The organism is Neisseria sp. HMSC064D07, from assembly GCF_001837185.1.
GTDB classification, from domain to species: Bacteria; Pseudomonadota; Gammaproteobacteria; order Burkholderiales; family Neisseriaceae; genus Neisseria; species Neisseria flavescens_C.
This window is the reverse complement of sequence record NZ_KV831707.1, coordinates 54980-78723: the sequence shown is the minus strand read 5'-3', so window position 1 is coordinate 78723 and position 23744 is coordinate 54980. Positions and strand designations below refer to the sequence as shown.

22 protein-coding genes, 1 pseudogene and 1 CRISPR repeat array are annotated in these 23744 nt (G+C 48.9%); of the genes and pseudogenes, 10 read left to right on the top strand and 13 right to left on the bottom strand.

Annotated elements, in window-relative coordinates; translation table 11 throughout:
• Positions 1–45: 45 nt before the first annotated feature.
• Entirely contained in the window at positions 46–1356 is a 1311-nt protein-coding gene (locus HMPREF2608_RS09885) for a sulfate adenylyltransferase subunit 1 (RefSeq protein WP_070826891.1), read from the bottom strand.
• A 129-nt stretch (positions 1357–1485) separates the two neighbouring features.
• Positions 1486–2400: an aromatic amino acid DMT transporter YddG gene (gene yddG / locus HMPREF2608_RS09880; protein WP_070827037.1), complete on the bottom strand. Its 915-nt coding sequence runs from the start codon at positions 2398–2400 to the stop codon at positions 1486–1488.
• A gap of 182 nt (positions 2401–2582) precedes the next feature.
• On the opposite strand from yddG, the gene HMPREF2608_RS09875 reads away from it, so the two are divergent.
• From HMPREF2608_RS09875 to HMPREF2608_RS09850, 6 genes are all read left to right on the top strand, one after another.
• On the top strand, positions 2583–3008 hold the full coding sequence (locus HMPREF2608_RS09875; protein ID WP_070826889.1) for a MarR family winged helix-turn-helix transcriptional regulator: 426 nt from the start codon (positions 2583–2585) through the stop codon (positions 3006–3008).
• Between the two features lie 11 nt (positions 3009–3019).
• A complete protein-coding gene (locus HMPREF2608_RS09870; protein ID WP_070826887.1) occupies positions 3020–3889 on the top strand; it encodes an ABC transporter six-transmembrane domain-containing protein in 870 nt (289 codons plus the stop codon).
• A gap of 27 nt (positions 3890–3916) precedes the next feature.
• Positions 3917–4240: a DMT family transporter gene (locus HMPREF2608_RS09865; protein ID WP_070826885.1), complete on the top strand. Its 324-nt coding sequence runs from the start codon at positions 3917–3919 to the stop codon at positions 4238–4240.
• Between the two features lie 190 nt (positions 4241–4430).
• Positions 4431–6221, top strand: coding sequence for an assimilatory sulfite reductase (NADPH) flavoprotein subunit (locus HMPREF2608_RS09860; protein ID WP_070826884.1), 1791 nt, complete (start codon positions 4431–4433; stop codon positions 6219–6221).
• Between the two features lie 449 nt (positions 6222–6670).
• Positions 6671–7177 (top strand): hypothetical protein, encoded by a 507-nt coding sequence (locus HMPREF2608_RS09855; protein WP_003685697.1) that lies wholly within the window; start codon positions 6671–6673, stop codon positions 7175–7177.
• Between the two features lie 90 nt (positions 7178–7267).
• Complete coding sequence (locus tag HMPREF2608_RS09850) at positions 7268–7855, top strand: hypothetical protein (RefSeq protein ID WP_070826882.1); 588 nt, start codon at positions 7268–7270, stop codon at positions 7853–7855.
• A gap of 128 nt (positions 7856–7983) precedes the next feature.
• Here HMPREF2608_RS09850 and cysI read toward each other — a convergent pair whose 3' ends face one another.
• A complete protein-coding gene (gene cysI / locus HMPREF2608_RS09845) occupies positions 7984–9741 on the bottom strand; it encodes an assimilatory sulfite reductase (NADPH) hemoprotein subunit (protein WP_070826880.1) in 1758 nt (585 codons plus the stop codon).
• A gap of 296 nt (positions 9742–10037) precedes the next feature.
• Here cysI and HMPREF2608_RS09840 point away from each other — a divergent pair, with 296 nt between their 5' ends.
• Positions 10038–10664 (top strand): hypothetical protein, encoded by a 627-nt coding sequence (locus tag HMPREF2608_RS09840; RefSeq protein WP_070826878.1) that lies wholly within the window; start codon positions 10038–10040, stop codon positions 10662–10664.
• Between the two features lie 202 nt (positions 10665–10866).
• Here HMPREF2608_RS09840 and HMPREF2608_RS09835 read toward each other — a convergent pair whose 3' ends face one another.
• The 3 genes from HMPREF2608_RS09835 to HMPREF2608_RS09825 form a co-directional block, all read right to left on the bottom strand.
• The gene (locus tag HMPREF2608_RS09835) at positions 10867–11400 is read right to left on the bottom strand and encodes an inorganic diphosphatase (protein WP_003678634.1); all 534 of its coding nucleotides are present in this window, start codon (positions 11398–11400) and stop codon (positions 10867–10869) included.
• A gap of 84 nt (positions 11401–11484) precedes the next feature.
• Positions 11485–11949 carry a dihydroneopterin triphosphate diphosphatase gene (gene nudB / locus HMPREF2608_RS09830; protein WP_070826877.1) on the bottom strand — a complete coding sequence of 155 codons (465 nt, stop codon included), beginning with the start codon at positions 11947–11949 and terminating at the stop codon, positions 11485–11487.
• Positions 11950–12086: 137 nt separating this feature from the next.
• Positions 12087–12740, bottom strand: coding sequence for a phosphoesterase (locus HMPREF2608_RS09825; protein ID WP_070826875.1), 654 nt, complete (start codon positions 12738–12740; stop codon positions 12087–12089).
• A gap of 86 nt (positions 12741–12826) precedes the next feature.
• Between HMPREF2608_RS09825 and HMPREF2608_RS09820 the strand changes: the two genes are divergently transcribed.
• Positions 12827–13270, top strand: coding sequence for an RpiB/LacA/LacB family sugar-phosphate isomerase (locus HMPREF2608_RS09820; RefSeq protein WP_070826873.1), 444 nt, complete (start codon positions 12827–12829; stop codon positions 13268–13270).
• A 32-nt stretch (positions 13271–13302) separates the two neighbouring features.
• On the opposite strand, the gene HMPREF2608_RS09815 is transcribed toward HMPREF2608_RS09820, so the two are convergent.
• The 4 genes from HMPREF2608_RS09815 to HMPREF2608_RS09800 form a co-directional block, all read right to left on the bottom strand.
• Entirely contained in the window at positions 13303–14781 is a 1479-nt protein-coding gene (locus tag HMPREF2608_RS09815) for an RNA ligase (RefSeq protein ID WP_070826872.1), read from the bottom strand.
• Positions 14782–14869: 88 nt separating this feature from the next.
• A complete protein-coding gene (locus HMPREF2608_RS09810) occupies positions 14870–16444 on the bottom strand; it encodes a vWA domain-containing protein (RefSeq protein ID WP_070826870.1) in 1575 nt (524 codons plus the stop codon).
• Positions 16445–16791: 347 nt separating this feature from the next.
• Positions 16792–17184 carry a hypothetical protein gene (locus HMPREF2608_RS09805; RefSeq protein ID WP_070826869.1) on the bottom strand — a complete coding sequence of 131 codons (393 nt, stop codon included), beginning with the start codon at positions 17182–17184 and terminating at the stop codon, positions 16792–16794.
• A 9-nt stretch (positions 17185–17193) separates the two neighbouring features.
• Positions 17194–17664, bottom strand: a complete 471-nt coding sequence (locus HMPREF2608_RS09800; RefSeq protein ID WP_070826867.1) for a hypothetical protein — start codon at positions 17662–17664, stop codon at positions 17194–17196.
• Between the two features lie 524 nt (positions 17665–18188).
• Here HMPREF2608_RS09800 and HMPREF2608_RS09795 point away from each other — a divergent pair.
• A complete protein-coding gene (locus HMPREF2608_RS09795) occupies positions 18189–18944 on the top strand; it encodes a tRNA(His) guanylyltransferase Thg1 family protein (RefSeq protein WP_070826866.1) in 756 nt (251 codons plus the stop codon).
• Positions 18945–18958: 14 nt separating this feature from the next.
• A complete protein-coding gene (gene rtcR, locus HMPREF2608_RS09790; protein WP_070826864.1) occupies positions 18959–20587 on the top strand; it encodes an RNA repair transcriptional activator RtcR in 1629 nt (542 codons plus the stop codon).
• 150 nt (positions 20588–20737) lie between these two features.
• On the opposite strand, the gene fghA is transcribed toward rtcR, so the two are convergent.
• From fghA to HMPREF2608_RS09775, 3 genes and pseudogenes are all read right to left on the bottom strand, one after another.
• Complete coding sequence (gene fghA / locus HMPREF2608_RS09785; RefSeq protein ID WP_070826862.1) at positions 20738–21565, bottom strand: S-formylglutathione hydrolase; 828 nt, start codon at positions 21563–21565, stop codon at positions 20738–20740.
• A gap of 8 nt (positions 21566–21573) precedes the next feature.
• On the bottom strand, positions 21574–22683 hold the full coding sequence (locus tag HMPREF2608_RS09780; RefSeq protein WP_210402785.1) for an S-(hydroxymethyl)glutathione dehydrogenase/class III alcohol dehydrogenase: 1110 nt from the start codon (positions 22681–22683) through the stop codon (positions 21574–21576).
• Positions 22684–22803: 120 nt separating this feature from the next.
• Positions 22804–23064: pseudogene (locus tag HMPREF2608_RS09775) on the bottom strand (HD domain-containing protein); the annotation flags it as partial.
• A 261-nt stretch (positions 23065–23325) separates the two neighbouring features.
• A CRISPR array of direct repeats spans positions 23326–23744; the repeat unit is 32 nt; unit sequence GTTTCAACACACAGCCGCCTGAAGGCGGCTGG.

Here is a 23744-nt window from a genome sequence, read left to right as displayed (position 1 = left end):
CCGTCTGAAACTTCAGACGGCCTTTTTTTTATTTCAACTTTTCTTTTAAATTTCAAAACTGTTTGCTTCGCTGACTTTGCGTATCATGCCTGCCGCGACAGTATGGTTGGTGGCTTCGTCAATCAAAATAAACGCGCCTTGTGCATGGTTGTCTTCATATGCGGCAGCAGCAAGCGGCTGTTGGGTTTTGAAACTGACGCTGCCGATGTCGTTGAGCTTGAGCGTTTCGGCGGATTCGACGCGGCTGAGGGTGTTCACGTCCCAAACATAGGCAATTTCGCTGATTTTTACCGGCGTGGTTTGGGTAGTGTGTTTCAGCAAATATTTGCGGCGCAGATTGAGCGGAATATCGTCAAACCAGCAAAGTGCGGCTTGGAATTGTTGCTCGGGAACAATGGCGCTGTTGGCTGAAACAATGCTGTTGCCGCGTGAAATATCGATGTCTGCATCCAAAACGACAGTCAACACTTCCCCTGCCTCGGCAGATTCGGTTTTACCGTTTGCATTGTAGATTTCGGCAACTTTGGCAACATGACCGCTGGGCAAAACTTTAACTTCATCGCCCACTTTCAGACGGCCCGCTTCCAATCTGCCTTGATAGCCGCGGAAGTCGTCGCTGCTGCTGCCGTCTTGGCGCGCCACACGTTGTACGGGAAAATGCGTGGCTTGGTCGGCGGCATTTTGACGGTTGACGGGCAGGCTTTCGAGCAAAGGCAGAAGCGGTAAACCTTGATACCACGGGGTTTGGCTGCTGGCATTGACGATATTGTCGCCTTTTAAAGCGCTGATGGGCAGGAAGTGGATTTGTGCTTTGAGGCCAATTTGTTCCGCCAGTTTGCGGTAGGCCTCGGTAATGGTTTGATATTTGGCTTCGTCAAAGTCGAGCAGGTCGAGTTTGTTGACGGCGACAATGATATTGGGGCAGCCCAAGAGCTTCAAAATCGCGCTGTGGCGTTTGGTTTGCGGCAGAAGGACGGGCTCGCTGCCGGAAAAATCGACGCGCGTGGCATCGACTAAAATAATGGCGGCATCCGCAGTCGATGCGCCTGTAACCATATTGCGCGTGTATTGCTCGTGTCCCGGCGTGTCGGCGATGATGAATTTGCGTTTGGGCGTGGCGAAATAACGGTAGGCCACGTCAATGGTAATGCCTTGTTCGCGCTCGGCGGCAAGGCCGTCTGTCAGGCTGGCAAAATCAGGCGTTTCGCCGTTTTCAGCGGCACGGTTGAGCTTGTCAATCTGGTCGGTCAGTAAGGTTTTGCTGTCGTAGAGCAGGCGGCCGATGAGGGTGGATTTGCCGTCATCGACACTGCCGGCGGTAATGAAGCGCAAAAGCGGAGCGGAAGCTGCGGTCATGATTCTTTCCCATTTCTCGTGATTTCTCAAACTGACTGCTACTTTAAACAGGCCGTCTGAAAATGGGAAAGAATGTTTGGTTGTTAAAAAAGCTGTTTTCGTTATATCGCAAAGCTATGGGATATTGCTTCACACCATCTGTTTTCTCCGGGTCGCCAACCAACATACAATCGATCCTAAGCACACCATTCCCGCCCCCTGCCAAAACGTCATGGACAAAGGCGCGCTGATCAAAAACGAGGACACTACCGCAGACAATACCGGAATGAAATAAGATGCGCCCGCCAATACGGTCAGATTACCGCGCGAAATACCGATATTCCACACTGCATAGCCCAACCCCATGCAAGATGCAGCGGCAACGGCATAGCCGAGCGATACGGAATCAAAACTCAACGTATCCGCGCCGCTGAGAAAATACTCTATCCACAACAGCATCGACACCAGTGCAAAGAAGAAGCCGACGCTGCTGCCCTCTGCTTTCACCCGCGCCGTCAGCGTACAATATGCCGCCCAAAACACCGCATCCGCAAATGCCATGATGTAGCCGCCGGGATTGGTGCGGACATTGTGGTAGATGCCGGAAATCGACAAACCGACATCACCGCCCAGTACAGTGGCAATCCCCAAAAATGACAGCACAAAGCCGATGACTATCCACCATTTTGACGGCTGTTTGTTGAAATATACCGCCCCGACGATGGTAAACGTCGGCCACAAATAATTGACCATGCCGATTTCCACCGCCTGTCTCGCGTTTTGCGCGAAACCGACCGATAACGACAAACACAGTTCGCAGCCGACAAAAAACACGCTTGCCCAAAACAAATAGCTGCGGTTGTAATTGCGCAAATGCGGCCGGCCGAAAATCAGCCAAATCAATACAGTGGACAGGGTGTACATCATTGCCGCGCCGCCCACTGCCCCCATATGCAGGCTCAAAGAGCGTATCAGAGAAATGACGAAGCTCCACAAGGCAACGGCAAGCAGCCCGATGGCAGTGGCTTGTTTGGAGGAGATATTTTGAGATAAGAAATGAATCATGGCGTATGTGCTGAAGATGGTTTTATTAGGTTTATCGTAGTTTGAATATATCGTTTTTACATTAATTATTTTAACGGTTTCAAGGCCGTCTGAAAATGATTGTTTCAGACGGCCTTCTATTTGCAATTAGTCCTAAACATGACTATAATCCGCATCCAATTAGTCAATATTGAGACCAATTTATGAATCAGCTCGACCAACTCGGTATGCGCATTAGCCACATAGACAGCGCATTTGACCAATGGATTAAACAGCAAAACACCAACTACAACACCTTAGCCGTTCTCTATACCTTAGCCACCGAAGGCAGCCGCACTCAAAAATACATAGGCGAAGAATGGAGCCTGCCCAAGCAAACCGTTTCCGGCACATGCAAAACGCTGGCGGAACAAGGCTTGCTGACATTCCACGAAAGCGAACAAGACAAACGCGAACGTTTATTGTCACTGACCGAGCAAGGCAAGGAATCTGCCACACCATTGGTGCAAAACATGCAGGAATTCAGCAAACGAATATTTACCGCCTTCGGTGAAAAACGTGCAGCCCGACTGTTTGCCGATTTGGACGCGTTGGCCGAATTAATGGCGCAAACCCTCAATACTAAATAAGGAGGGCAACCATGTGGAAAATGTTGAAACACATCGGTCAAACACACCGCCGCAAACTCATCACAACCTTCTCTCTCGTCGGCTTGGATAATCTGCTCTTGCTGATATATCCCGTATTTGGCGGCTGGGCGATTAATGCCGTTATGGAAGGCAAAGTCTGGCAGGCAATGTTGTATGGTGTGGTGGTTTTATTGATGTGGCTGGTCGGCGCCGCCCGCCGAGTAGCCGATACGCGTACGTTTACCCAAATCTATACCGAAATCGCCGTCCCGGTCGTTTTGGAACAGCGCAAGCGAGAAGTACCGCATTCCGCCATTACCGCACGCGTCGCCCTATCGCGCGAGTTTGTCAGTTTTTTTGAAGAACACCTGCCCATTGCTGCTACTTCGCTGGTCTCCATCTTCGGTGCATGTATGATGTTGCTGATATTGGAATTTTGGGTGGGCGTATTGGCTGTCGCGATACTTGCCCTGTTTTTATGGTTGCTGTCGCGTTTTGCCACCATCAGCGAAAACCTATATTTCCGTTTAAACAACCGGCTTGAACGCGACAACCACCTTATCCGCGACGGCAACGAGCATCAGCTCTACTGCCACTACGGCTGGGTTGCCAAACTACGCGTGCTGATTTCCAACCGCGAAGCCTTAGGCTATCTCAGTATCGGCATGGCGATGAGCGTATTGTTCGGCTTCGCCTTTATACACATGACGCTTAAAGGCTATGGCAGCGCCGGCCATATCTATTCCGTCAGCACTTATTTATGGATGTTTGCAATGAGCTTGGACGACGTACCGCGCTTGGTCGAACAATACTCCAATCTAAAAGACATCGGACAACGTGTTGAACTCTCGGAAGAAAACAATCTTTCCAAGGCCATCTGAAACCTTAACACACTATCAGGACATATTATGAGTTGGTTTTATTTAATCTTAGCCGGTATGCTGGAAATCGGCTGGCCATTGGGCTTGAAGCTGGCACAACAAGAAGGCTACCGTTGGCATGGCTTTGCCGCCGCGCTTGCCTGCATCGTCGGCAGCGGATACCTCCTTTACCTTGCCCAAAAAAGTATTCCGATGGGTACAGCCTACGCCGTCTGGACAGGCATAGGTGCGGCAGGAGCTTTTTTGGTAGGCGTTGTATTTTTCAACGATGCCGCCAACATCGGCCGCTGGCTCGGCGCATTTCTCATCATCTCCGGCGTCGTAGTGATGAAACTCTCCAGCGGCAACTGAAAATCCCGTTTCTATCCAATCCAAGGCCGTCTGAACGAGCATGTTCAGACGGCCTAATACCTTCCCGAATATAACGAAATCATCTTAAATTAAAACCAAGCATTCTTTCCTTTTTTCAGACGGCCTGTTTAAAGTGGCGACTGTCCATTATTCAAACAATCGGTTATAGCCGTCCAACAAAGGAATCCAAATGAGCCAAGCCAATCCGCTTCCACCCGAACTTTCCGCCCAACTCTCCACACTATCCCCCACCCAACTTGCCTGGCTCTCCGGCTATTGCTGGGCGCAAAGCCAAGGCATATCCGGTATAGCAACCCAACCATCTGCCCTGCAAACAGCTGCCTCGACAGTCAGCCGCCGCGTATTAGTCCTCTCCGCCTCCCAAACCGGCAATGCCTGCAGCGTTGCCGAATCCTTACATGCCAAACTTCAAGCTGCCGGCGTAGAAGCCCGCCTCAGCAGTGCAGGCGATTTCAAAAGCAAAACCCTGCCCGACGAAGACATCGTGCTTTTAGTTACCTCCACCCAAGGCGAAGGCGAACCGCCCGAAGAAGCCCTGCCCCTGTACAAATTCATCTACGGCAAAAAGAAACCTGATCTCAGCAAACTGACCTTTGCCGTCTTAGGTCTTGGCGATTCCTCCTATCCCAACTTCTGCCAAGCAGGCAAAGACTTTGATGCCAAATTTGCCGAACTGGGCGCAGGCCGTCTGAACGACTTAGGCATTTGCGACTTAGAATTCCAAGCTGATGCCGACGCATGGATTGCCGCCGTCGTACCCAAAGTAGCCAAATTAACCGCCCAAGCAGCAAGCCCAAGTCCAACCGCTACACCAAACAGCTCAGCAACACCAAGTAGCGGCACCGTCTACACCAAAGAAAAACCCTACACAGCCACCCTATCCGTGCGCCAAAAAATCACCTCGCGCGACGCAGAGAAAGACGTCGAACACATCGAAATCGACCTCAGCGGCTCAGGTCTGCATTATCAGGCAGGTGACGCACTCGGCGTATGGCCGCTGAATGCCGCCGACCTCGTTCAAGAAATCCTCGACCTCAACCAACTGAACGGCAACGAAACCGTCCAACTTTCAGACGGCCGCGAAACCGACATCCGTACCGCCCTGACCGAATCTGCAGACATTACCCAAAACACACCTGCATTCGTCCAACAATACGCCGAATTAACAAACAACGAAGAACTCAAAATCATAGCCGCAGATAAAGCCCAACTAGACGCTTATCTCGCCGCCACACCGCCCGTTGGCGTATTTGCCGCCCATCTACACCCACTGGACGCACAAACCCTATACAGCCTATTCCGCCCACAAACCCCGCGCCTTTACTCCATCGCCTCCGCACAAGACGAAGTCGGTGAAGAAGTCCACCTTACCGTAGGCGTCGTCCGTTTCAACCACCACGACCACACCTACACCGGTACAGCTTCCGGCTACTTGGGCGAACGCCTCGAAGAAGGCAGCGAAGTCCGCGTCTTTGTCGAACCCAACCCCAACTTCCGCCTACCCCAAAACGGCGATACCCCCATCATCATGATCGGCGCAGGCACAGGCGTCGCCCCATTCCGCTCCTTTATGCAACAACGCGCAGCCAATGGCGACAGCGGCAAAAATTGGCTCTTCTTCGGCAACCAACGCCTGGCCGACGACTTCCTCTACCAACTCGAATGGAGCGAATGGCGCAAAGACGGCCTCCTCACCCGCGCCGACCTCGCATGGAGCCGACAAGGCGAACACAAAGTCTACGTCCAACACAAAATCACCGAACGCGCCGCCGAAGTTTGGAACTGGCTGCAACAAGGCGCACACATCTACGTCTGCGGCGACGCCGCCCGCATGGCACGCGATGTCGAAAACGCCCTGATCGAAGTCATCGAAACCCAAGGCAAACTCAGCCGTGACGAAGCCGAAGACTACCTCAACGACCTGCGCGAAGACAAACGCTACCAACGCGACGTTTATTGATTGGATAAACAAAAATAAAGGCCGTCTGAAAGCTGAATTTCAGACGGCCTTTTTAAAGAGCCTGCTCGGATTGTTATCAATTTGCCCGGTTTTGCATTATAATTGTGCAGATTTGACTCACTCGAAAGAAAATAAATTGGAAGGATTACAACAACTTGTAGATTTATTGGTGGGTTTTGTCGATTGGATATTGAAATTACTGGCATTCTTGTTTTAAACTACGTTCCATTCTTTTATACATTAAAGACGTATTTTCATCATGCAAACCGCGCAACGCTCTGCTACTTTCTTCTATTGGTACCACACAAACGTGCGGTACTTTTTTGCGCTTGTCTAAAACAGACCAAATTGAAAATACGCAAATTAGAGCCGCCTCATTTGAGCGGCTTTTTTTATACCCACCATGGCCGCTTAAATCCACCCATTTTTAAGAAATAAGGAATACAGCCATGACTGCCTCAACTAAAATCCACAGCCAAACCCAAATGTTACACACCTGCCGCATGGTCGTTGACAGCAACAGCCACCACAGCATGCTCAACATGCACACTTTGCCTGATTCGCCTGACAGCCTCATCAGCGAAGCCCTGATTCCGCAAGTGCGCACCATCGCGACTTTGATTGCCGCAGAGCGCCACGACTTCAATCAAAGCAGCCCCAACGTTTTTACTGATGAAGCGGATTTCTTCGCAGCGCGTATTTTGGTTTTGGGCGTACGCCGTTTCCATTTAGACATTACCCTGCTGCCTATGCTCAAAACCGCCAACAAACGCGCCGAAGCTTTCGCCAAACGCCATCACATGCCCTTCTCTCCCGCTGAAATGCAAATGTCCCTGCACACCCGCCGCCCTGCCAACCTGCTGATTATCGAAACCGAACACGAAATGCCTGCACTGGGCAATCTGGCAGCCAACAGCCGCGCATTTGCAGCGCAACTTTCCAATATTATTTTGTAAAACCACTTGAAAAACAGGGAAATGGTTTAATATTAGGCGAACACACTCCGCCGAAATCTCGGCAAAGACAAACCTCTCTCAGGAAAAACAATGAAAAAACTGATTGCCTTAGCCGCCCTTTCCACTTTTGCCCTCGCTGCCTGCAAAGACAATACCCAAGCGCAGCTTGAGCAGCAACAAAAACAAATCGAAGCATTGCAACAACAGTTGGCACAACAAGCAGGCCAACAAGAAGACAATACAGTTTACCAGCTCACGCCTGAAGCCGTGAAAGACACCATTCCTGCCGAGGCACAAGCCAACGGCAACAACGGCCAACCGGTAACCGGTACAGACGGTCAACAATACATCTACGACCAATCCACCGGCAGCTGGCTGCTGCAAAGCTTGGTGGGCGCGGCAGCCGGTGCATTTATCGGCAACGCATTGGCCAACAAATTCACACAGGCGCGCAATCAAAACAGCCCGATTGCCCGTCAAGCCCGTACTAACTATTATCAAACCGCACGTCCAAACGGACGCACCAGCCAACAGCTAAATACGCGCACCCTGCGTGCCCAACAGCAAAATGCGCAACAACAAAACGCTCAACAGCAACAGCGTTACCGCGAAACCGCGCGTCAGCCTTCCAACTACCGCCGCCCAAGCATGGGGCGAGGCTTTGGCCGCCGTCGCTGATTCGGTTTATACCCCATCTTTGATATAAACTCGCACAATATAAAAGGCCGTCTGAAAATCTGATTTTCAGACGGCCTTTAGCCCTTCTCTATTTTCTTATTGCAGACTTGTTGGGTTGTCTGTATGCATTATGCCCAGAAATCGCGAGGTGCATCTAATACAGGTTTGACGATACCGGTGCGGACGGCAAAATCGCCGAAGCCTTCATCATCGAGTCGGTTTTGCGCCCAATCGGCCACCCAGCCTTCGACAATTTCAAGGATTTCAGGTTCGGTAATGTTTTCTTTAAACAGGCGCGGGATGCGGGTACCTTCGCGGTTACCGCCTGCGTAAAGGTTGTAGCGACCGACTGCTTTACCGACCAAACCGATTTCCGCCAGCATGGCGCGACCGCAACCGTTGGGACAACCGGTTACGCGCAAAACGATGTATTCGTCTTCCAAGCCATATTTGGCGAACATTTCATCAATTTTATCGGAGAATGTCGGCAGGAAGCGTTCGGCCTCCGCCATCGCCAGCGGGCAAGTCGGCAAGGCAACGCAGGCCATTGAGTTCTCACGCTGGATGGTAATCGATTTGCTGATAAGGCCATGGTCTTTGGCGATTTTATCAATCGTGTCTTTCAATTCGGGCGGTACATTGGCAACCACCAGATTTTGGTTGGCAGTCAGACGGAAGTCGCCGGGATGGATTTTGGCAATTTCGCGGATGCCTGTTTTCAACGGTCTGCCGGGATAATCGAGCAGGCGGCCGTTTTCAATAAACAAAGTCAAATGCCAGTTGCCTTCATGCCCTTGTACCCAGCCGATATGGTCGCCGCGATGGGTGAATTTGTAAGGGCGGATGGGTTCAAATTTAATGCCCATGCGTCTTTCGACTTCTTCTTTGAACACATCCACACCGACGCGTTGCAGCGTATAGCGTGTACGCGCTGCTTTACGGTCGCTGCGGTTGCCCCAGTCGCGCTGGGTGCTGACGACGGCTTCGGCGGCGTTGAGGGTGTATTCCAGCGGTACGAAACCGAATTCGTAAGAAGTGTTCGGATAAGTTTTGGTATTACCGTGTTCACTGGATAAACCGCCACCGACCAATACATTGAAGCCCACCAACTTGCCGTTTTCTGCAATCGCCACGAAACCCAAGTCGTTTGAATGAATGTCCACATCGTTATCAGGCGGAATCACAACGGCGGTTTTGAATTTGCGCGGCAAATAGGTTTTACCCAAAATCGGCTCTACATCGTCGGCAATTTCTTTATTGCGCGGCTCGGTCGGCTCGGTCGTGAACACTTTTTCACCGTCCAGCCATACATCGGCATATGCCATGGTGCGCGGCAGAAGGTGCATACTGATGCGCGCCGCCCATTCATAGGCTTCTTGATGTAAAGTGCTTTGCACAGGATTGCTGGTACACAACACATTGCGGTTGACATCGCTGGCTGTGGCAATGGAATCCAAACCAAGTTTGTGCAATGCCTGATGCGCCTGTTTTAAATCGGTTTTCAGAATACCGTGGTATTGGAAGGTTTGACGGTTGGTCAGGCGGATGGAGCCGTAAATCGTGTTTTCACCGGCAAATTTGTCAATACCCAGCCACTGCTTCGGCGTAATGATGCCGCCGGGCAGACGGCAACGCAACATCATGTTTTTTAAGGGTTCAAGTTTTTGTTCGGTACGCTCGGCACGGATATCACGGTTGTCCTGTTCGTACATGCCGTGGAAGCGGATAAGCTGAAAGTTGTCGGCGGTAAAGCCGCCGGTAAAATCGTCTTTCAACTCTTCCTTAATCGTGCCATGCAGATAATCGCTGCGCTCTTTCAAGGCTTCGTTGCCGGACAAAGGCGTCTCAGGTAGCTTGGCTCGTGGGTCGGTTGTGGTAGCAGTCATTGAAGCACTCCTTATTTTTGGTATAGGCGTTACTTTAATGAGGCCGTCTGAAAATGAGAAAGAATGGTTTGTTTGTTTTAAAGACGATTTTGTTATATCGGTAAAATGCCGCACTTACCTATAGCTAATTTGAATTTACTATATTTATGTTCTGACTGATGAGCGTTGGCAGATTAGAAATAAATTGAACAGATGACTTACATCATTAGCCTGCATCAAGCCCGATTCTAATTAAACCCACTATAATCCATTATCTTCCACGGACTTAAACCGTAAAAATACAGCAAGCAAACTTTATGCCTCACTCCCTTATACGCACCTTCGCACAAACCTTTGGTTTTCCCTATACAGAAACGTTGCAGGAACTGTCCCCACTGGAAGATAACCGTCATCTGCATTTGGGTGCATTAGCAGATTTCTACCGCCATATGGACGGTACATGGCATTCCGACAATCCACTTGCCAATTATTGGCTGGAAATGGAAACTCTGTTTTTACATTGGGTAACTTATCCCAAGTTGCCCAACAGTTGGCACGATTGGGCCTTCGGCTGGGATAGGAAGACCAAGCAATATCTGCCTACACAAGGCTGGCGTGAAGAATGGGCGATATTTGGCATAATGTTCGACGATTCAATTCTTTTTGCCGATACTGCTGCCCCCGATAGTCCTGTTTATTGGCTGATAACAGGTTACGGTACGATAGAAAATCGCTGCCTTGTCGCACCTTCCATAGCAATACTAATGCAAACCTTATTGGCAATTTATGATTTTGAGTGCGAATGGCGGAAAGCAGGCGGAGAGTTTTACGATGAAGAAAGCTGCGACATACCTTCAGCACTATATTCTGCTCTGCATGATTTACTACAACGGGAATTGCCACCAGAATGCGCGGCAGGATTTGAAAAAGCGTTTTGGGGCTGATGCTGTAATTGCAATCTAGAAAACCTATTCTCTGGCCGTCTGAAATTTCGGCTTTAGGGAACAATTATTTAAAATAATATGATTGATTCGTTTGAAATATCAGTTTGAAAATGCTTGAAGGATTGATAGGCTGCTGAGATATAAAAAGGCCGTCTGAAAATCTGATTTTCAGACGGCCTTGATATTGGATGGGACAAACCGATTAGGCTTGTTTGTTCCAACGTTCGATAGATTCTTTGATGACTTGTTTCGCTTCTTCTACATCGCCCCAAGATTCAACTTTAGTGGTACCTGCTTTTTTCAGGTCTTTGTAGTGGTTGAAGTGGAACTCGATTTGTTTGATCAGTTGTTGCGGCAAATCGGCCAAAGTTTTGTAGGCGTTGCCGTTGTTGCGGTCGTCGGCTGGAACGCAGACGATTTTGTCGTCCACTTCGCCATCGTCAACGAATTTCATCACGCCGATAACGCGTGCTTCCAGGAAAATACCGGTTGCCAAAGGCTGCTCGGTCACCAGCAATACATCCAATTCGTCGCCGTCTTCGTCCAAAGTTTGCGGAATGAAGCCGTAGTTGGTCGGTTTGGCGAAAATTGCCGGTTCAACGCGGTCGAGTTGGAAAGCGGCCAGTTTGCGGTTCCACTCGATTTTGTGGTTGCTGCCCGCAGGGATTTCGTTGACAACGTTGATGATGCCGCCGTCCACGTCGCCCGGGGTCAGGATTTTGTTGAAGTCTGCCATGATGGTTTCCTTTGATTTTAAAGAGAGTCAAACGGCGAAAGTATAGCAAACCCAAGGCCGTCTGAAAATGTGAAACTGTCGTATTCAGACGGCCTTTTTGGCATTCAGCCTTTTAATCAATTCTAAAATTGCGCGTTTATTGGAAGGCGAAAACACTTTTTCCGCCGCTTCTTCCGCACCAAACCAACCGTAGGCAACGTGTTCGTCCGGTTGTAGGACGATAGGTGTATCGCGCGGAATTTGGGCGGAGAAGATGTGTTCGCGGTTTTCAAAAACGCCTTTGGGATAGCGATGGCGCCAGTGATGATAGATTTCATAAACGGTGCTGTCGTGCCAGTTTTCCAGCTGTCCTTCTACAAGGCGGATACCGGTTTCTTCCCACACTTCGCGCCATGCGGTTTCTTCGATACGCTCGCCCTCTTCCAAGCTGCCTGTGACCGACTGCCAAAAACCTTGCGGCGCCGTACGTTCAATCAGCAGGATATTGCCGTCTTTATCATGCAAAACGACCAAAGCGGAAACGGGATACTTCAAAGGCTTACCGCTCATGACTTGTCCTTGCTGAATTGATTAGGGAGGCTGATTTTTTGTAGTAAGTAAGCCAAAAGGTTTTCCATGTATCACTCAAAAATAGGAAATTGATATTCAGACGGCCTTTGCCGGAAATCCGCAAAGGCCGTCTGAAATTATACCTGATTTAACTGCGCCAGTTTCCGAGACACCAGCTCTGCCGCTTCTTCCGGCGAGTTGGCTTTCAACCCTGCTTCACCAAAATACGAAATTTTAGGCAAATCACACAAAAACTTATCGACGTCTTGCGCCGTCAAAAAACGGCCGTGCAAATCGAATCCGACATTTAAAGCACGCCCTTTGATTTCCGCCACCCTGTCATGCAAATGGCCGTACAAGTGATACCAGCCCTGATAGCAGCCGTCCCATTCCTGTATCGGATAGTGAAAGAGAACCAGCGTATTCTTAATTTCCGGCAATTTGAGTTTCAAATACGGCCGTATGGACGACAGCAACGGATGGCCGTCATGCTTGGTTTGGCTGCGGAAAAAATCGGCATGCTGCCGAATCACATGATCATGATTGCCGTAAATCAAGTGATGCTGCCCGTTCAAGCTCGACAAAACGCGCTCTATCTGCTTATGGTCTTGGGCAAAGGAAAAATCGCCCAAGTTGTACACCGTATCTTCAGGCGTAACGGTTTCATTCCATGTCTGAATTAAAAATTCATCCATCTGCTCCACGTTATCGAACGGTCGAAATTGCGGGCAGAATTTAGCAATGTTTTTATGTGAAAAATGTAGGTCTGATGTGAAGTAGGTTTTGCTCATACCGTGCTTTCTGCGTTGCAGGCTTGAATCGTATCACGCGCGGGCGTATGCTGAATAATGTTTATTGTGTGCTTCAAGGAGTTTTTATGCGTTTGGTTATTGCCGCGCCGGCCAACGGCGCAATATTGAAAGACGCGCTCAAAACGTATCTGCAAAACGATCCGCGCGTCAGCAGCTTGGTCGATTTATCCTCGCCCGAAGGAAGCTATCCTCAACTCTCGTTTGCCGCGGCCGAAGAAGTCGCTGCAGGACACGCTGACCGTGCGCTGTTGATTTGCGGCACCGGCGTGGGCACGGCAATCGCCGCCAATAAGGTGCGTGGCATACGGGCGGCAACTGCGCATGATTTACTCACACTCCGCGGCTCAGTGGAAAACTATGATGCGCAGGTTTTATGTATGGGGCAAAACGTGATTGCCGCTCCGGCTGCTTGTGCATTGGTCGATATCTGGTTGGATTTACGCCACGACACAAACAGCGGCTATGCACCTAAAGTCGGCGAAATCGAAGCGTACGAGCGCGGAAAATAAATACGCGTTGCCCCATATATTTTCAGACGGCCTTACAACTGTCTCAAAAACGCCTGAATATACGCGATTTTATCCAATTCCGGCATAGCGTTGAACGCTTCCTGATGCTCGTGGATATAGTCGATTAAAGGATAAAATTCTTCATCAACATGGCGTTTGTCCAGTTTGCGGCCGATATTGCCTTCGTTGCTTCGTCCCAGAAACTTGGAAATCAGGTAATACGGCGATTTGAGTTTGAACAGCATTTCGCCGTTTTGCGCATCAAACACCATAAAACCTTCATGTTCCACGTTTTTCAGACGGCCTTTCAGCTCGCCGAACGTGATGTTTTTCAGCATTTCGGGACGACGGATGCCGTATTGTTTGCCGATTTCGTCCAATTCCGCTTCGCTAAACTGACGGCCGGTCGCCACATCAATGCAGCCGATTAAGGTTTCGCCCAATGCTTCGCGGATGATGTGCACGTCTTTCGCGTCTGTGATTTCGAACAAAAAAGTGTGGTTCGGATAAGCGCGGAACAGGGTTTCGTATTGCGCGCAGTGTGCGGCGGTCATGTCGGCAAACGCGCTATCAAGCGATCCGGTAGTCGAATACAGCACTTTGCTGTCAAACGAAGCGCCTTTAGACGGATGGTCGTCTGAAAGCGAGACGAAGGTGCAGCAGCCGAGGAAGCCATTTACTTTCACCACTGCGTCCACCAATCTCTCGTCACTGATTCGTATCGGATAACGGCTGCCTTTGGCAATACGCTCCGAATAATTGAACACTTTTTTAAACGGACGCACGATGATGCGGTTGTGCGTGTCGATAATCAAACCGCGCATTTCCAGCAAAGCATCATCAAAGCGGTTGTTATAGAACACGCTGCGTGCGTATTTCAACACGCGCAATTCAGGATAGCGCTTGGATGCTTTGGCAGTAAAGTTACGGCTGCCGTGTTGCAGATAGTGATCGGTCACAAAGGTTTGCTGCACCTCATCAAACACCAACGGCTTATGCTCGATAGCCTGCATCTGTTCGATTTTTTCTAACTGTTCCGCATTTGCCGGTTGCACAGCCTCGATGTGGATTTCGTTTGCCACACGGTTTTGGTTCAGCTTGATATACGCCGCCAACACGTCATGCTCTTTCACGCCGTGTAGGTTGGGATAGAAATTGTGCAGTCGGTAGACTTCTGTTTCAAAACCGCTTTTTTTCGCCAGATCCAATAAATGACGGCAACGCGAAGCTTTTTGGTTGGTATTGGAATTAATGATCAAAATATTTCGATTCGGATTTTGACGTCCAAGTCTCAAGGTTTCAGTCATCAAGGCATTGCCGCGTTTCTGCGCCTTATCCACTGCTTCGCCCGACCAACGATATTCACCGTATTCATCGGTAATGAACAAATCGTTTTCAATACGAACCACTTCCGCATCCGGATACTGTACTTTAAATTCGGCGGCTTTTTGTTCGGCAAACGTCGATTTTCCCGAACCTTGATGACCGCGGATTAAGATAAATTTTTGCATTTTGTTTCCTTATTATTTTTCTCAGCTTACCCTGAATAAATAGGCCGTCTGAAAAATATTTCTACCCTTTTTTCAGACGGCCTTAGCTTCAGTTCACAACTGCCAACGGCGTTTTCTCAATCTCTTCTACCCAGAAATCTGTACCCATGCCTCGTTCGGCAAAGGAACCGATCAGGGAGAATACTTGGTCGGAGAAGCCGCCGATGTTCAAGATATCGTGACGGTTTCGTGCTTGAGCCTTGGTGTAGGGCTGGATATCCAGACAAACGAGTTTGGCTTCGGGACAGCGTTTTTTCAGGATGTCCCATTCTTTCATCAGACTGGTTTTACCACCCCATCGTTGGCTGTCATCTGCCCAACTTTCGTTGTCTGACACGATGACGACCAAATCCACTTCAGCTTTTTCACGGTTCAACATGGCAAGCGGTGCACTACATGCTGTTCCGCCTCCGCCGATATTGGCGAGTTTTTCGGCGTTGGTCATGATGCTGTCGCGTGGGTTGAGCTTCACGTTTACCGTGATTTGCTCAAACGGTATCACGCGGGCTTGCGGATTAGTACGCAACATGGCGGCGGACACAAGTGCGGCAATGTCGATGCAGCGGGTTTTGGTGGACGCACTGCCGCGATAGCCTGTAACCGAGCTGTGCATAGAGCCGGAAACGTCCGGACAAACCACGACTTTGCCTTGGATGACCGGTACGTTTTGTACGGCGGTTTCCATCGCATCTTGCAGTGCTTCGCGGATTTCAGACGGCATTTGATTAGATGTTGCCTGATACGCGGTCAGCAATTGGTAAGGCAGGACGCGGGCGCGGGCAATGGCGGTTTCGTCACGCAGTTTTTCTGCCACCATTTTGATGTTTTTGCTTTTAGCAAACACTTCGTGGCGCAGGAAAGTGCTCAGGTTTTGACGGACCTGCTGCCATGAGCCGTTGCGGGCGATTTGCGCCCAGTCGCCGCTGTTCAAGTCTAAAGCAGTGAGCATTTGGAAAGGAACGTTGGGCAATTCGCCTTCTCGGCTTTGTTTGTAGTCTTCAAAGGCGCGGGTAATGGGCGGCAATGCTTCGCGGTCGTACGGTTTGCCGATAAGCCACGCAAACCAGGCGGCACGCCATGCTTCACGCGGTTTGGGATGCACCATTTTGACCACGTCCGCCAGCGACGGGGCGTTGCCGATAGCGGCGTTCAACAATTGTTTTTCGGTGGCGGTCAAAAGCCAGGTCTGCATCAGTTTTTTCGGACGGTTGCCGAAGGATTTTCTGCCGACCGCGCCGCTTCGGATGATTTGCGCGAAGTTGCGCAACATTTTACCGTTGTCCACTACTTGGTCGAATACGCGGGCAAGCATGTTCACGTCTTTTTGTGCCAACACGGCAAGCAACAGCGCTGGCATATCTTTCATAAAACCTTTTTGACGGGCATATACGGCAGTTTTAGCGATAAACTCGACATCTAGGCTTTCTGCCAATTTCAACACTTGGTCAAGCTGACTTTGGGCATCGGCATAGTAGATATTGTTCAGACAACCGGTAGCGGCAAGCTGGGCCAGCTGTTGTTTGGGTGTCAGCGTGTAGGCGATGCCGCCGGCTTCATTATAGGTATCGGTTTTAATCAAACGGTTTTTAATAGATTGAAACAAGGTAGTATTAGCCATTTTCATTTTCTTTCATATTGTTGGTTTGAGGCCGTCTGAACTTGTTTTAGCTTTGTTTTTCAGACGGCCTTGAATGGGTGGCAGTGTGGCGGCTAAAGATGAAGAGAAGCGTTTTTAACTGAAAGCTAATGTATTCTCTTCCAGTCGGGCATCCGCCTACTGCCGTAGGGTGACTAGATTTACTAGGATCATTCGGGTTTGTAGCAAGAAAGGAATGTAATCCTAATAGCATTCGCCCATAAGGGGTGGCACATTGGGCAACAAAGAGTGGAGAAATTTTTACGCGCTCTATCCTCTGAGCTACTCTGCCATAGTTGGCGACAGAGACGGGACTCGAACCCGCGACCTCGAGCTTAGCAGGCTGTAATTCCTCCGGTATTTGCCGGTTGCGCCCTAAACTTTTTATTAATCCCTAAAATCTTGCTTTCAACCATGCAGCGGATACATGCCTGCCGCACATAGGCTTTGCGGTCGTCTGAAAGACGCAGTACAAGCATGTTCCCATAGCCGAACAGAAAATCTGCTTCTTTGCCTTGCGCCGTACCGAGTATTTCGGCTTGGTGGAAGGCTCGGCCGTCTGAAAGTATGATGTCGTAACGGCAGCCTTCCTTTATCAAACTACATTCCGCTTCGGGAAAAGTCTGCTCCCGCCAAGCCTGTTCGCATTTACGGCTGCGGCTGGTTTGGAACGACCAGCAAGCCAGAGTCGAAAAAACGATGACGTCGATGATTAGCCAAGTGTTCATATTTATTCTTTAAAGGTGGCGGAGCTTCAGGTAATCTTGTTTCGGAAACGGATGTTCTATCCATCGTTCCAAATATTCTTTTTCGCCGATATTTAGATAAATATCTCTTAAAATCAGACGGATGTTTTCTGCCAATTCATACCGGCCTACTTTGCCGTGCCATAAGGCTTGTTGTGGGCTGCGATTGAAATTGAAGCTGAAATACCAGTCGTTCGAATAAATCAGCTTCACTTCAGCTTCGTTGCTTTGTTCGGCAGCAGATACCAGTAAGGCAAGTTCACCGGGTTCGTCTAAAAACAGGGCTTTTGCCTCAGTGATGCTGGCGCCGCTTTGTAGGGCGAGTGCTAAATTACATAAATCTTTCAGCGAATCATGTAGATAGGAAACGGCTTGCTGATGGCTTTCTTCGCCATATTTCACGGTAACGCTTGCCCAGCCTGCATCGTGCAGTTGATAAGCGATATGGAATGGTTCAGTCATGGCTGTGTCTCCTTCAGGTCGTCTGAAAGTATTGATAAGGGGCAGTACGGCAAGCAACGAGTTTTTTGGAAACGCCTGATTGCTCTAACCGACTGAGCTACCCGCCGAAAGTGGGGCAGGACTCGAACCTGCGACAGATGTAGTTTCCAAGGCATTTGCCTGCCATATTGGAAAAGGGTGGGCGACTAAATAAACAAGACGTTCAACGTCTATCAGACGAGACAGGATTCGAACCTGTTAATCCAAATGTAGTCTTGTTGGCATTCGCCCTGTAACCACACAGCAACTAGATTTACGGAAAATTTTTCTCCGGTAACTGTATTTCCCGAAGCATCTGCTGTATCGTTACATTCACAACATAGCCAACAGCGTGCCAAGAATAAAATTTTTATAAAAATAATTTTTAGTTTATTGAATATAAAGAAAATATATTTTAAAGTGGCTTTTATCGGCAAGAAGCGTAGAATACTAAAAAATATATTTTTAGATAGTTTTATAGAAAATAAAATATACAAGGATATATGATGAGATTCGATGATTTGGACAAACGCTTGCGACAATACGAAACCGCTTATGACTTTTGCGTACCACAGGGAAATTTTATTGTTGTACGCTTAGACGGGCGCGGTTTTACACGACTAACCAAGGAAATTTGGCAGTTTGAAGCCCCATTCGACATTCGTTTCCGCGATCTGATGGCGCACACCGTCCGTCATTTGATGAAATGTGGCTTCAATGTGGCGTACGGCTATTCGGAAAGCGATGAAATTTCACTGTTGCTGCGCCGAGACGACGATACGTTCAAACGCAAAACGCGCAAAATCATTTCTGTATTGGCTGGTGAAGCCAGCGCCGCCTTTTCTGTGGCGCACGGACAGACCGCCGCTTTTGATGCACGGGTTTGCGTTTTGCCGAACGAAAAACTGGTGGTCGATTATTTCCGTTGGCGGCACGAAGACTCATACCGCAACGCGCTCAACGCCCACTGCTATTGGATGTTGCGCAAGAAAGGAGAAAGCGTGTCCCGCGCCACAGATGCCGTCAGCGGCCTGACACGCGTGCAAAAGCACGATTTGTTATTTGAAAACAATATCAATTTCAACGAACTGCCTGCGTGGCAGAAACGTGGCTTCGGTGTGTATTTTCAGACGGCCTTAAAAGAAGGTTTTAATCCGAAAACTGACGAAACCGTACAAGTAAAACGCCAAATCCTGCATACGGATTTCGAGCTGCCGTTGGGCGATGATTACGGCGCGTTTGTCCTGGAAAAAATAATTTAAAGGCCGTCTGAAACATGAATACCAATCCCAAAAAACAAGTCGCCATCAGCTTTCTCGGTACAGTGCTGGATAAAGGTTTCGGTCAAGGGCGTTGGTTGAAATGGCGGCCAAATGTCGCCATGAATCAGCGTCAAGATTTTCATCTCGACCGTATGGAGCTGTTCTATGCGGAGAAATACCGTGATTTGGCAGATCATGTAAAAGCCGATATTCAAGATGTGTCGCCGCACACTGCCGTCAATCTCGTACCTATGGAGCTGGCAAACCCGTGGGATTTTTCCGAGGTTTACACCAAGCTGCACGACTGGGCAGCGGGCTATACATTTAATATTGAAGAAGAAACCTATCTCACCCACATCACTACGGGTACACACGTTGCCCAAATCTGCCTGTTTTTATTGGTGGAATCGCGTCAAATCCCCGGCGTACTGTTACAAACCGCTCCGCCCAAAAATCAAAGACGCAGTATGGAGGACGGCAATGTCGGCAGTTATGAAATCATCGATTTAGACTTGGCTCGTTACGACGTACTGGCAGAACGCCTTGCCGCCGTACGCGATGACGCAGTGCGCTACCTGAAAAGCGGCATCTCCACCCAAAACACTGCCTTCAACCGCATGATTGCCGAAATCGAACAAGTCGCACTCAATTCCCCTTCCCCCATTCTACTTTCCGGCCCCACAGGCGCAGGAAAATCCATGCTGGCACGCAGGATTTTTGAATTGAAAAAAGCACGCCATCTGATTAAAGGCACATTTGTCGATGTAAACTGCGCCACCCTTCGCGGTGACGGCGCAGCATCTGCCCTGTTCGGCCACAAAAAAGGTGCCTTTACCGGCGCCGCAGAAAAACGTGAAGGTTATCTGAAAACTGCTGACGGCGGTGTATTGTTTTTAGATGAAATTGGCGAATTGGGCTTAGACGAACAAGCCATGTTACTCAAAGCCATTGAAGAGAAACACTTTTATCCCGTCGGCAGCGACAGCGAAGTCAAAAGCGACTTCCAACTCATCGTCGGCACCAACCGCGACCTACGCCACGAAATTCGCGCCGGACGCTTCCGCGAAGACCTGTTCGCCCGAATCAACATCTGGAATTACCCACTGCCCGCACTTGCCGACCGTCGTGAAGACATCGAGCCCAACGTCGAACACCAGCTCGCCCTAGCCTCACAAGAACTCGGCCGAACCACCCGCTTCAACAAAGAAGCCTTAGCCGCCTACCTCGATTTCGCCCACTCAGACCAAGCACCATGGCGCGGCAACTTCCGCGACCTCGCCGCCAGCATCATGCGCCTGGCCACACTCGCGCCACAAGGCAGGATACAGGTAGAACAAGTCCAAGCTGAAATCGAACGCCTAAAATGGTTATGGTCGGAAGAACCCTTTTCAGACGGCCTCCTACATAAAAGGCTGTCTGAAAAAACACAAGACTATCCCGATAAAGTCGATTGGGACACATTGGATTTGTTCGACAAACTACAACTGCAACATGTCATCGACGAATGCCGCAAACATCCCAATATGGCCGCTGCCGGCCGTGCATTGTTCAACGTCTCCCGAACAGAAAGGGCAAAAGTTAATGACAGCGACCGATTGAGAAAGTATTTGCAACGGTTTGGACTGGAATGGGGGGATATTTAAATAAAGTGGGCAAGCTAGCTCATTTTAATCGCATTATTTTTCATCATTTATAAAAAATAAAAGGCATCAATCCGATGCCTTTTATTTTCGTTAACATGAAAAATTAACGTTCATACCAACGTTTGATCGATTCACGAATCACTCTTTGGTTTACTTCAAAAATGCCGCATGATAGGCAATATGCTCACCAATAAAACTGGCGATGAAGTAATAGCTATGATCGTAGCCTTTGTGAAAGCGCACATCGGCCGGTTGATTTGCCGCACGACAGGTTTCGATAAAATCTTCGGTACGCAATTGTATCGGCAAAAACTCATCTTCTAAGCCCTGATCAATACGCATACCTTGTACTTTATAGCCTTGTTGAATGAGCGAGTTGGCATCATATTGCTGCCATTTTTCGCGATCTTTTCCTAAATAGGCAGAAAAGACTTTTTCTCCCCAAGGCACAAGGCTTGGCGACAAAATGGGCGAAAAGGCAGAAACACTTTGATAACGTTCCTGGTTTCGCAGTGCCAATACCAATGCGCCGTGTCCGCCCATTGAATGTCCCATAATGGAACGTTTGCCGTTGGTAGGAAATTTTTCCTCAATCAGACTAGGCAACTCATTCAAAATATAATCATACATTTGATAATTCGTCGCCCAAGGCTGCTCGGTCGCATTAAGATAAAAACCCGCACCCTGCCCTAAATCGTAAGCCGCATCATTCGGCACTTGCTCTCCGCGAGGGCTGGTATCAGGGGCAATCACAATCACTTGATGTTCTGCCGCATAACGCTGAAAACCTGATTTGGTAATGAAATTTTGTTCCGTACAAGTCAAGCCGGAAAGCCAATAAATCACACCAAGCGGTCGATTCTCCTGATTATCCGGCAAATAGACGGCAAATTTCATTTCGCATTGAAGCGTTTGGGCGTAGTGTGCCCAAACTTGTTGCGAACCACCAAAAATTTGATGTTGTTCAATCAGTTTCATCGCGTACCTTAGTAATGAATAACAGCGCGGATCGATTTACCTTCGTGCATTAACTCAAAGGCTTCATTGATTTGATCCAGTGTCATTGTGTGAGTCACAAATGGTTCCAACTGGATGTCGCCTTTCATTGAATCTTCCACCATTTTCGGAAGTTCAGAGCGGCCTTTCACGCCACCAAATGCCGTGCCTTTCCAAACACGACCGGTTACCAACTGGAACGGACGAGTTGAAATTTCTTGTCCTGCACCCGCTACGCCGATGATAATGGATTGTCCCCAACCACGGTGTGCACTTTCTAATGCTTGACGCATTACGTTTACGTTGCCGATACATTCAAAGGTATGGTCAATGCCCCATTTATTGATGTCTAACAACACATCTTTGATCGGTTTATCGTAATCGTTCGGGTTTAAACAGTCAGTTGCACCAAAATGTTTTGCCAACTCGAATTTTGCGGGATTGGTATCAATGACGATAATGCGACCGGCTTTGGCTTGACGCGCACCTTGTACCACCGCCAAACCAATCGCGCCCAAGCCAAACACGGCAACAGAGTCGCCTTCTTGCACTTTTGCTGTGTTATGTACCGCACCAATACCTGTGGTAACACCGCAGCCGAGCAGACATACTTGTTCGTGGTTCGCTTCTGGGTTGATTTTCGCCAGTGAAACTTCGGCAACAACAGAATATTCACTGAAAGTCGAACAGCCCATATAGTGATAGATCGGCTGACCTTGATAAGAAAAACGCGTCGTGCCATCTGGCATTAAGCCTTTACCTTGCGTATCACGCACTGAGACGCATAAGTTGGTTTTACCTGAACGACAAAACTCACATTCGCCACATTCAGCGGTATAAAGAGGAATAACGTGATCACCTGGTTTTACGCTTGACACACCTTCGCCCACAGCAACGACCACACCCGCACCTTCATGCCCAAGCACCACAGGGAATACGCCTTCAGGATCGCTTCCTGATAACGTAAATGCATCAGTATGGCACACGCCCGTGTGAGTGTTACGAATTAACACCTCGCCTTTGCGCGGCATTTCTATGTCGATTTCCACAATTTGTAAGGGTTGATTTGGGGCGAATGCCACCGCCGCACGAGATTTGATGGTTAAGTTGGTTTGTTTAATTTCCATTATTTTTGCCTTTTAATTTATTAATAAAGTTATCTAGCCTAAGTAAGATAACCACAGGTTATACTTTGGAACCCACCCTGAAGCAAGCGTTTTTGCAATTTTGGCTCCGGCGGTAGTATGATGGACTGATGAGCCGCCATGCAAACGGTGGTCAAAGGTTTCGGAATATTTCCCTAAGTCATGAAGCTGTCCCGTCTGGCAGGCAATTTCCTGTGCACCGAATACCCGAGCAAACTCCGCCGCCATTTCGCCAACATTCACAGAATGGCTTTGCAAGGTTTGCCAATGTTCGTAAGGTAAGAGATTACCAAGTTTATCTTGCGCGGAATGGGCGTAGTAAATGAGGGGTTTCATATTGAAATTCTAAAAAATTCAAATTGATACAGATGCAATGATAATATGATATTAAATTTAATATGCAAATAGAAAAAATGCCGTCTGAAACTTTTTCAGACGGCATTGTTATCGATTAACCTTTATAACTTGCTTCTAATATCCTTCACAGCTTTCACTAAAGCTTCGGAAAGCAAAGGATCAAAAGAAGAGCGGTCTGCTTGGACGATATTTGAACATACAGCCCCTCTTCCTTACTCAGACATAAGATACGGTGGCAGAGTTTCAACACCCAGCCGGCTGGTTTAGACGACCTTGTGCCACTAAATGCCTTACTTTGTTTCAACACACAGCCGCCTGAAGGCGGCTGGGCATCGCCCTCTTTCTCGCCTGCGCCCTCTTGATGTTTCAACACACAGCCGCCTGAAGGCGGCTGGGGATAAAAGTTATCACAAGTAATTCAGAAATAATCGTTTCAACACACAGCCGCCTGAAGGCGGCTGGAATAGTTGGGTAAAAGGAAGAAACAAAATTCCTGCTGTTTCAACACACAGCCGCCTGAAGGCGGCTGGTCGATTGTTCGGATGTCTCGGCCTTTAAAAACTGGTTTCAACACACAGCCGCCTGAAGGCGGCTGGGTTGCCAAAGGCTGGCTGCAAAAAATGCGCGAAGTTTCAACACACAGCCGCCCGAAGGCGGCT

Coding starts and splice junctions, on each gene's coding strand:
- HMPREF2608_RS09800 (WP_070826867.1), bottom strand. CDS start 17,664: ATGACTGAACCATTCCATATCGCTTATCAACTGCACGATGCAGGCTGG.
- HMPREF2608_RS09870 (WP_070826887.1), top strand. CDS start 3,020: ATGTGGAAAATGTTGAAACACATCGGTCAAACACACCGCCGCAAACTC.
- HMPREF2608_RS09795 (WP_070826866.1), top strand. CDS start 18,189: ATGAGATTCGATGATTTGGACAAACGCTTGCGACAATACGAAACCGCT.
- HMPREF2608_RS09875 (WP_070826889.1), top strand. CDS start 2,583: ATGAATCAGCTCGACCAACTCGGTATGCGCATTAGCCACATAGACAGC.
- HMPREF2608_RS09810 (WP_070826870.1), bottom strand. CDS start 16,444: ATGAAAATGGCTAATACTACCTTGTTTCAATCTATTAAAAACCGTTTG.
- HMPREF2608_RS09805 (WP_070826869.1), bottom strand. CDS start 17,184: ATGAACACTTGGCTAATCATCGACGTCATCGTTTTTTCGACTCTGGCT.
- yddG (WP_070827037.1), bottom strand. CDS start 2,400: ATGATTCATTTCTTATCTCAAAATATCTCCTCCAAACAAGCCACTGCC.
- HMPREF2608_RS09850 (WP_070826882.1), top strand. CDS start 7,268: ATGAAAAAACTGATTGCCTTAGCCGCCCTTTCCACTTTTGCCCTCGCT.
- HMPREF2608_RS09835 (WP_003678634.1), bottom strand. CDS start 11,400: ATGGCAGACTTCAACAAAATCCTGACCCCGGGCGACGTGGACGGCGGC.
- cysI (WP_070826880.1), bottom strand. CDS start 9,741: ATGACTGCTACCACAACCGACCCACGAGCCAAGCTACCTGAGACGCCT.
- HMPREF2608_RS09865 (WP_070826885.1), top strand. CDS start 3,917: ATGAGTTGGTTTTATTTAATCTTAGCCGGTATGCTGGAAATCGGCTGG.
- rtcR (WP_070826864.1), top strand. CDS start 18,959: ATGAATACCAATCCCAAAAAACAAGTCGCCATCAGCTTTCTCGGTACA.
- nudB (WP_070826877.1), bottom strand. CDS start 11,949: ATGAGCGGTAAGCCTTTGAAGTATCCCGTTTCCGCTTTGGTCGTTTTG.
- HMPREF2608_RS09855 (WP_003685697.1), top strand. CDS start 6,671: ATGACTGCCTCAACTAAAATCCACAGCCAAACCCAAATGTTACACACC.
- HMPREF2608_RS09885 (WP_070826891.1), bottom strand. CDS start 1,356: ATGACCGCAGCTTCCGCTCCGCTTTTGCGCTTCATTACCGCCGGCAGT.
- HMPREF2608_RS09820 (WP_070826873.1), top strand. CDS start 12,827: ATGCGTTTGGTTATTGCCGCGCCGGCCAACGGCGCAATATTGAAAGAC.
- HMPREF2608_RS09840 (WP_070826878.1), top strand. CDS start 10,038: ATGCCTCACTCCCTTATACGCACCTTCGCACAAACCTTTGGTTTTCCC.
- HMPREF2608_RS09825 (WP_070826875.1), bottom strand. CDS start 12,740: ATGAGCAAAACCTACTTCACATCAGACCTACATTTTTCACATAAAAAC.
- HMPREF2608_RS09815 (WP_070826872.1), bottom strand. CDS start 14,781: ATGCAAAAATTTATCTTAATCCGCGGTCATCAAGGTTCGGGAAAATCG.
- HMPREF2608_RS09860 (WP_070826884.1), top strand. CDS start 4,431: ATGAGCCAAGCCAATCCGCTTCCACCCGAACTTTCCGCCCAACTCTCC.
- fghA (WP_070826862.1), bottom strand. CDS start 21,565: ATGAAACTGATTGAACAACATCAAATTTTTGGTGGTTCGCAACAAGTT.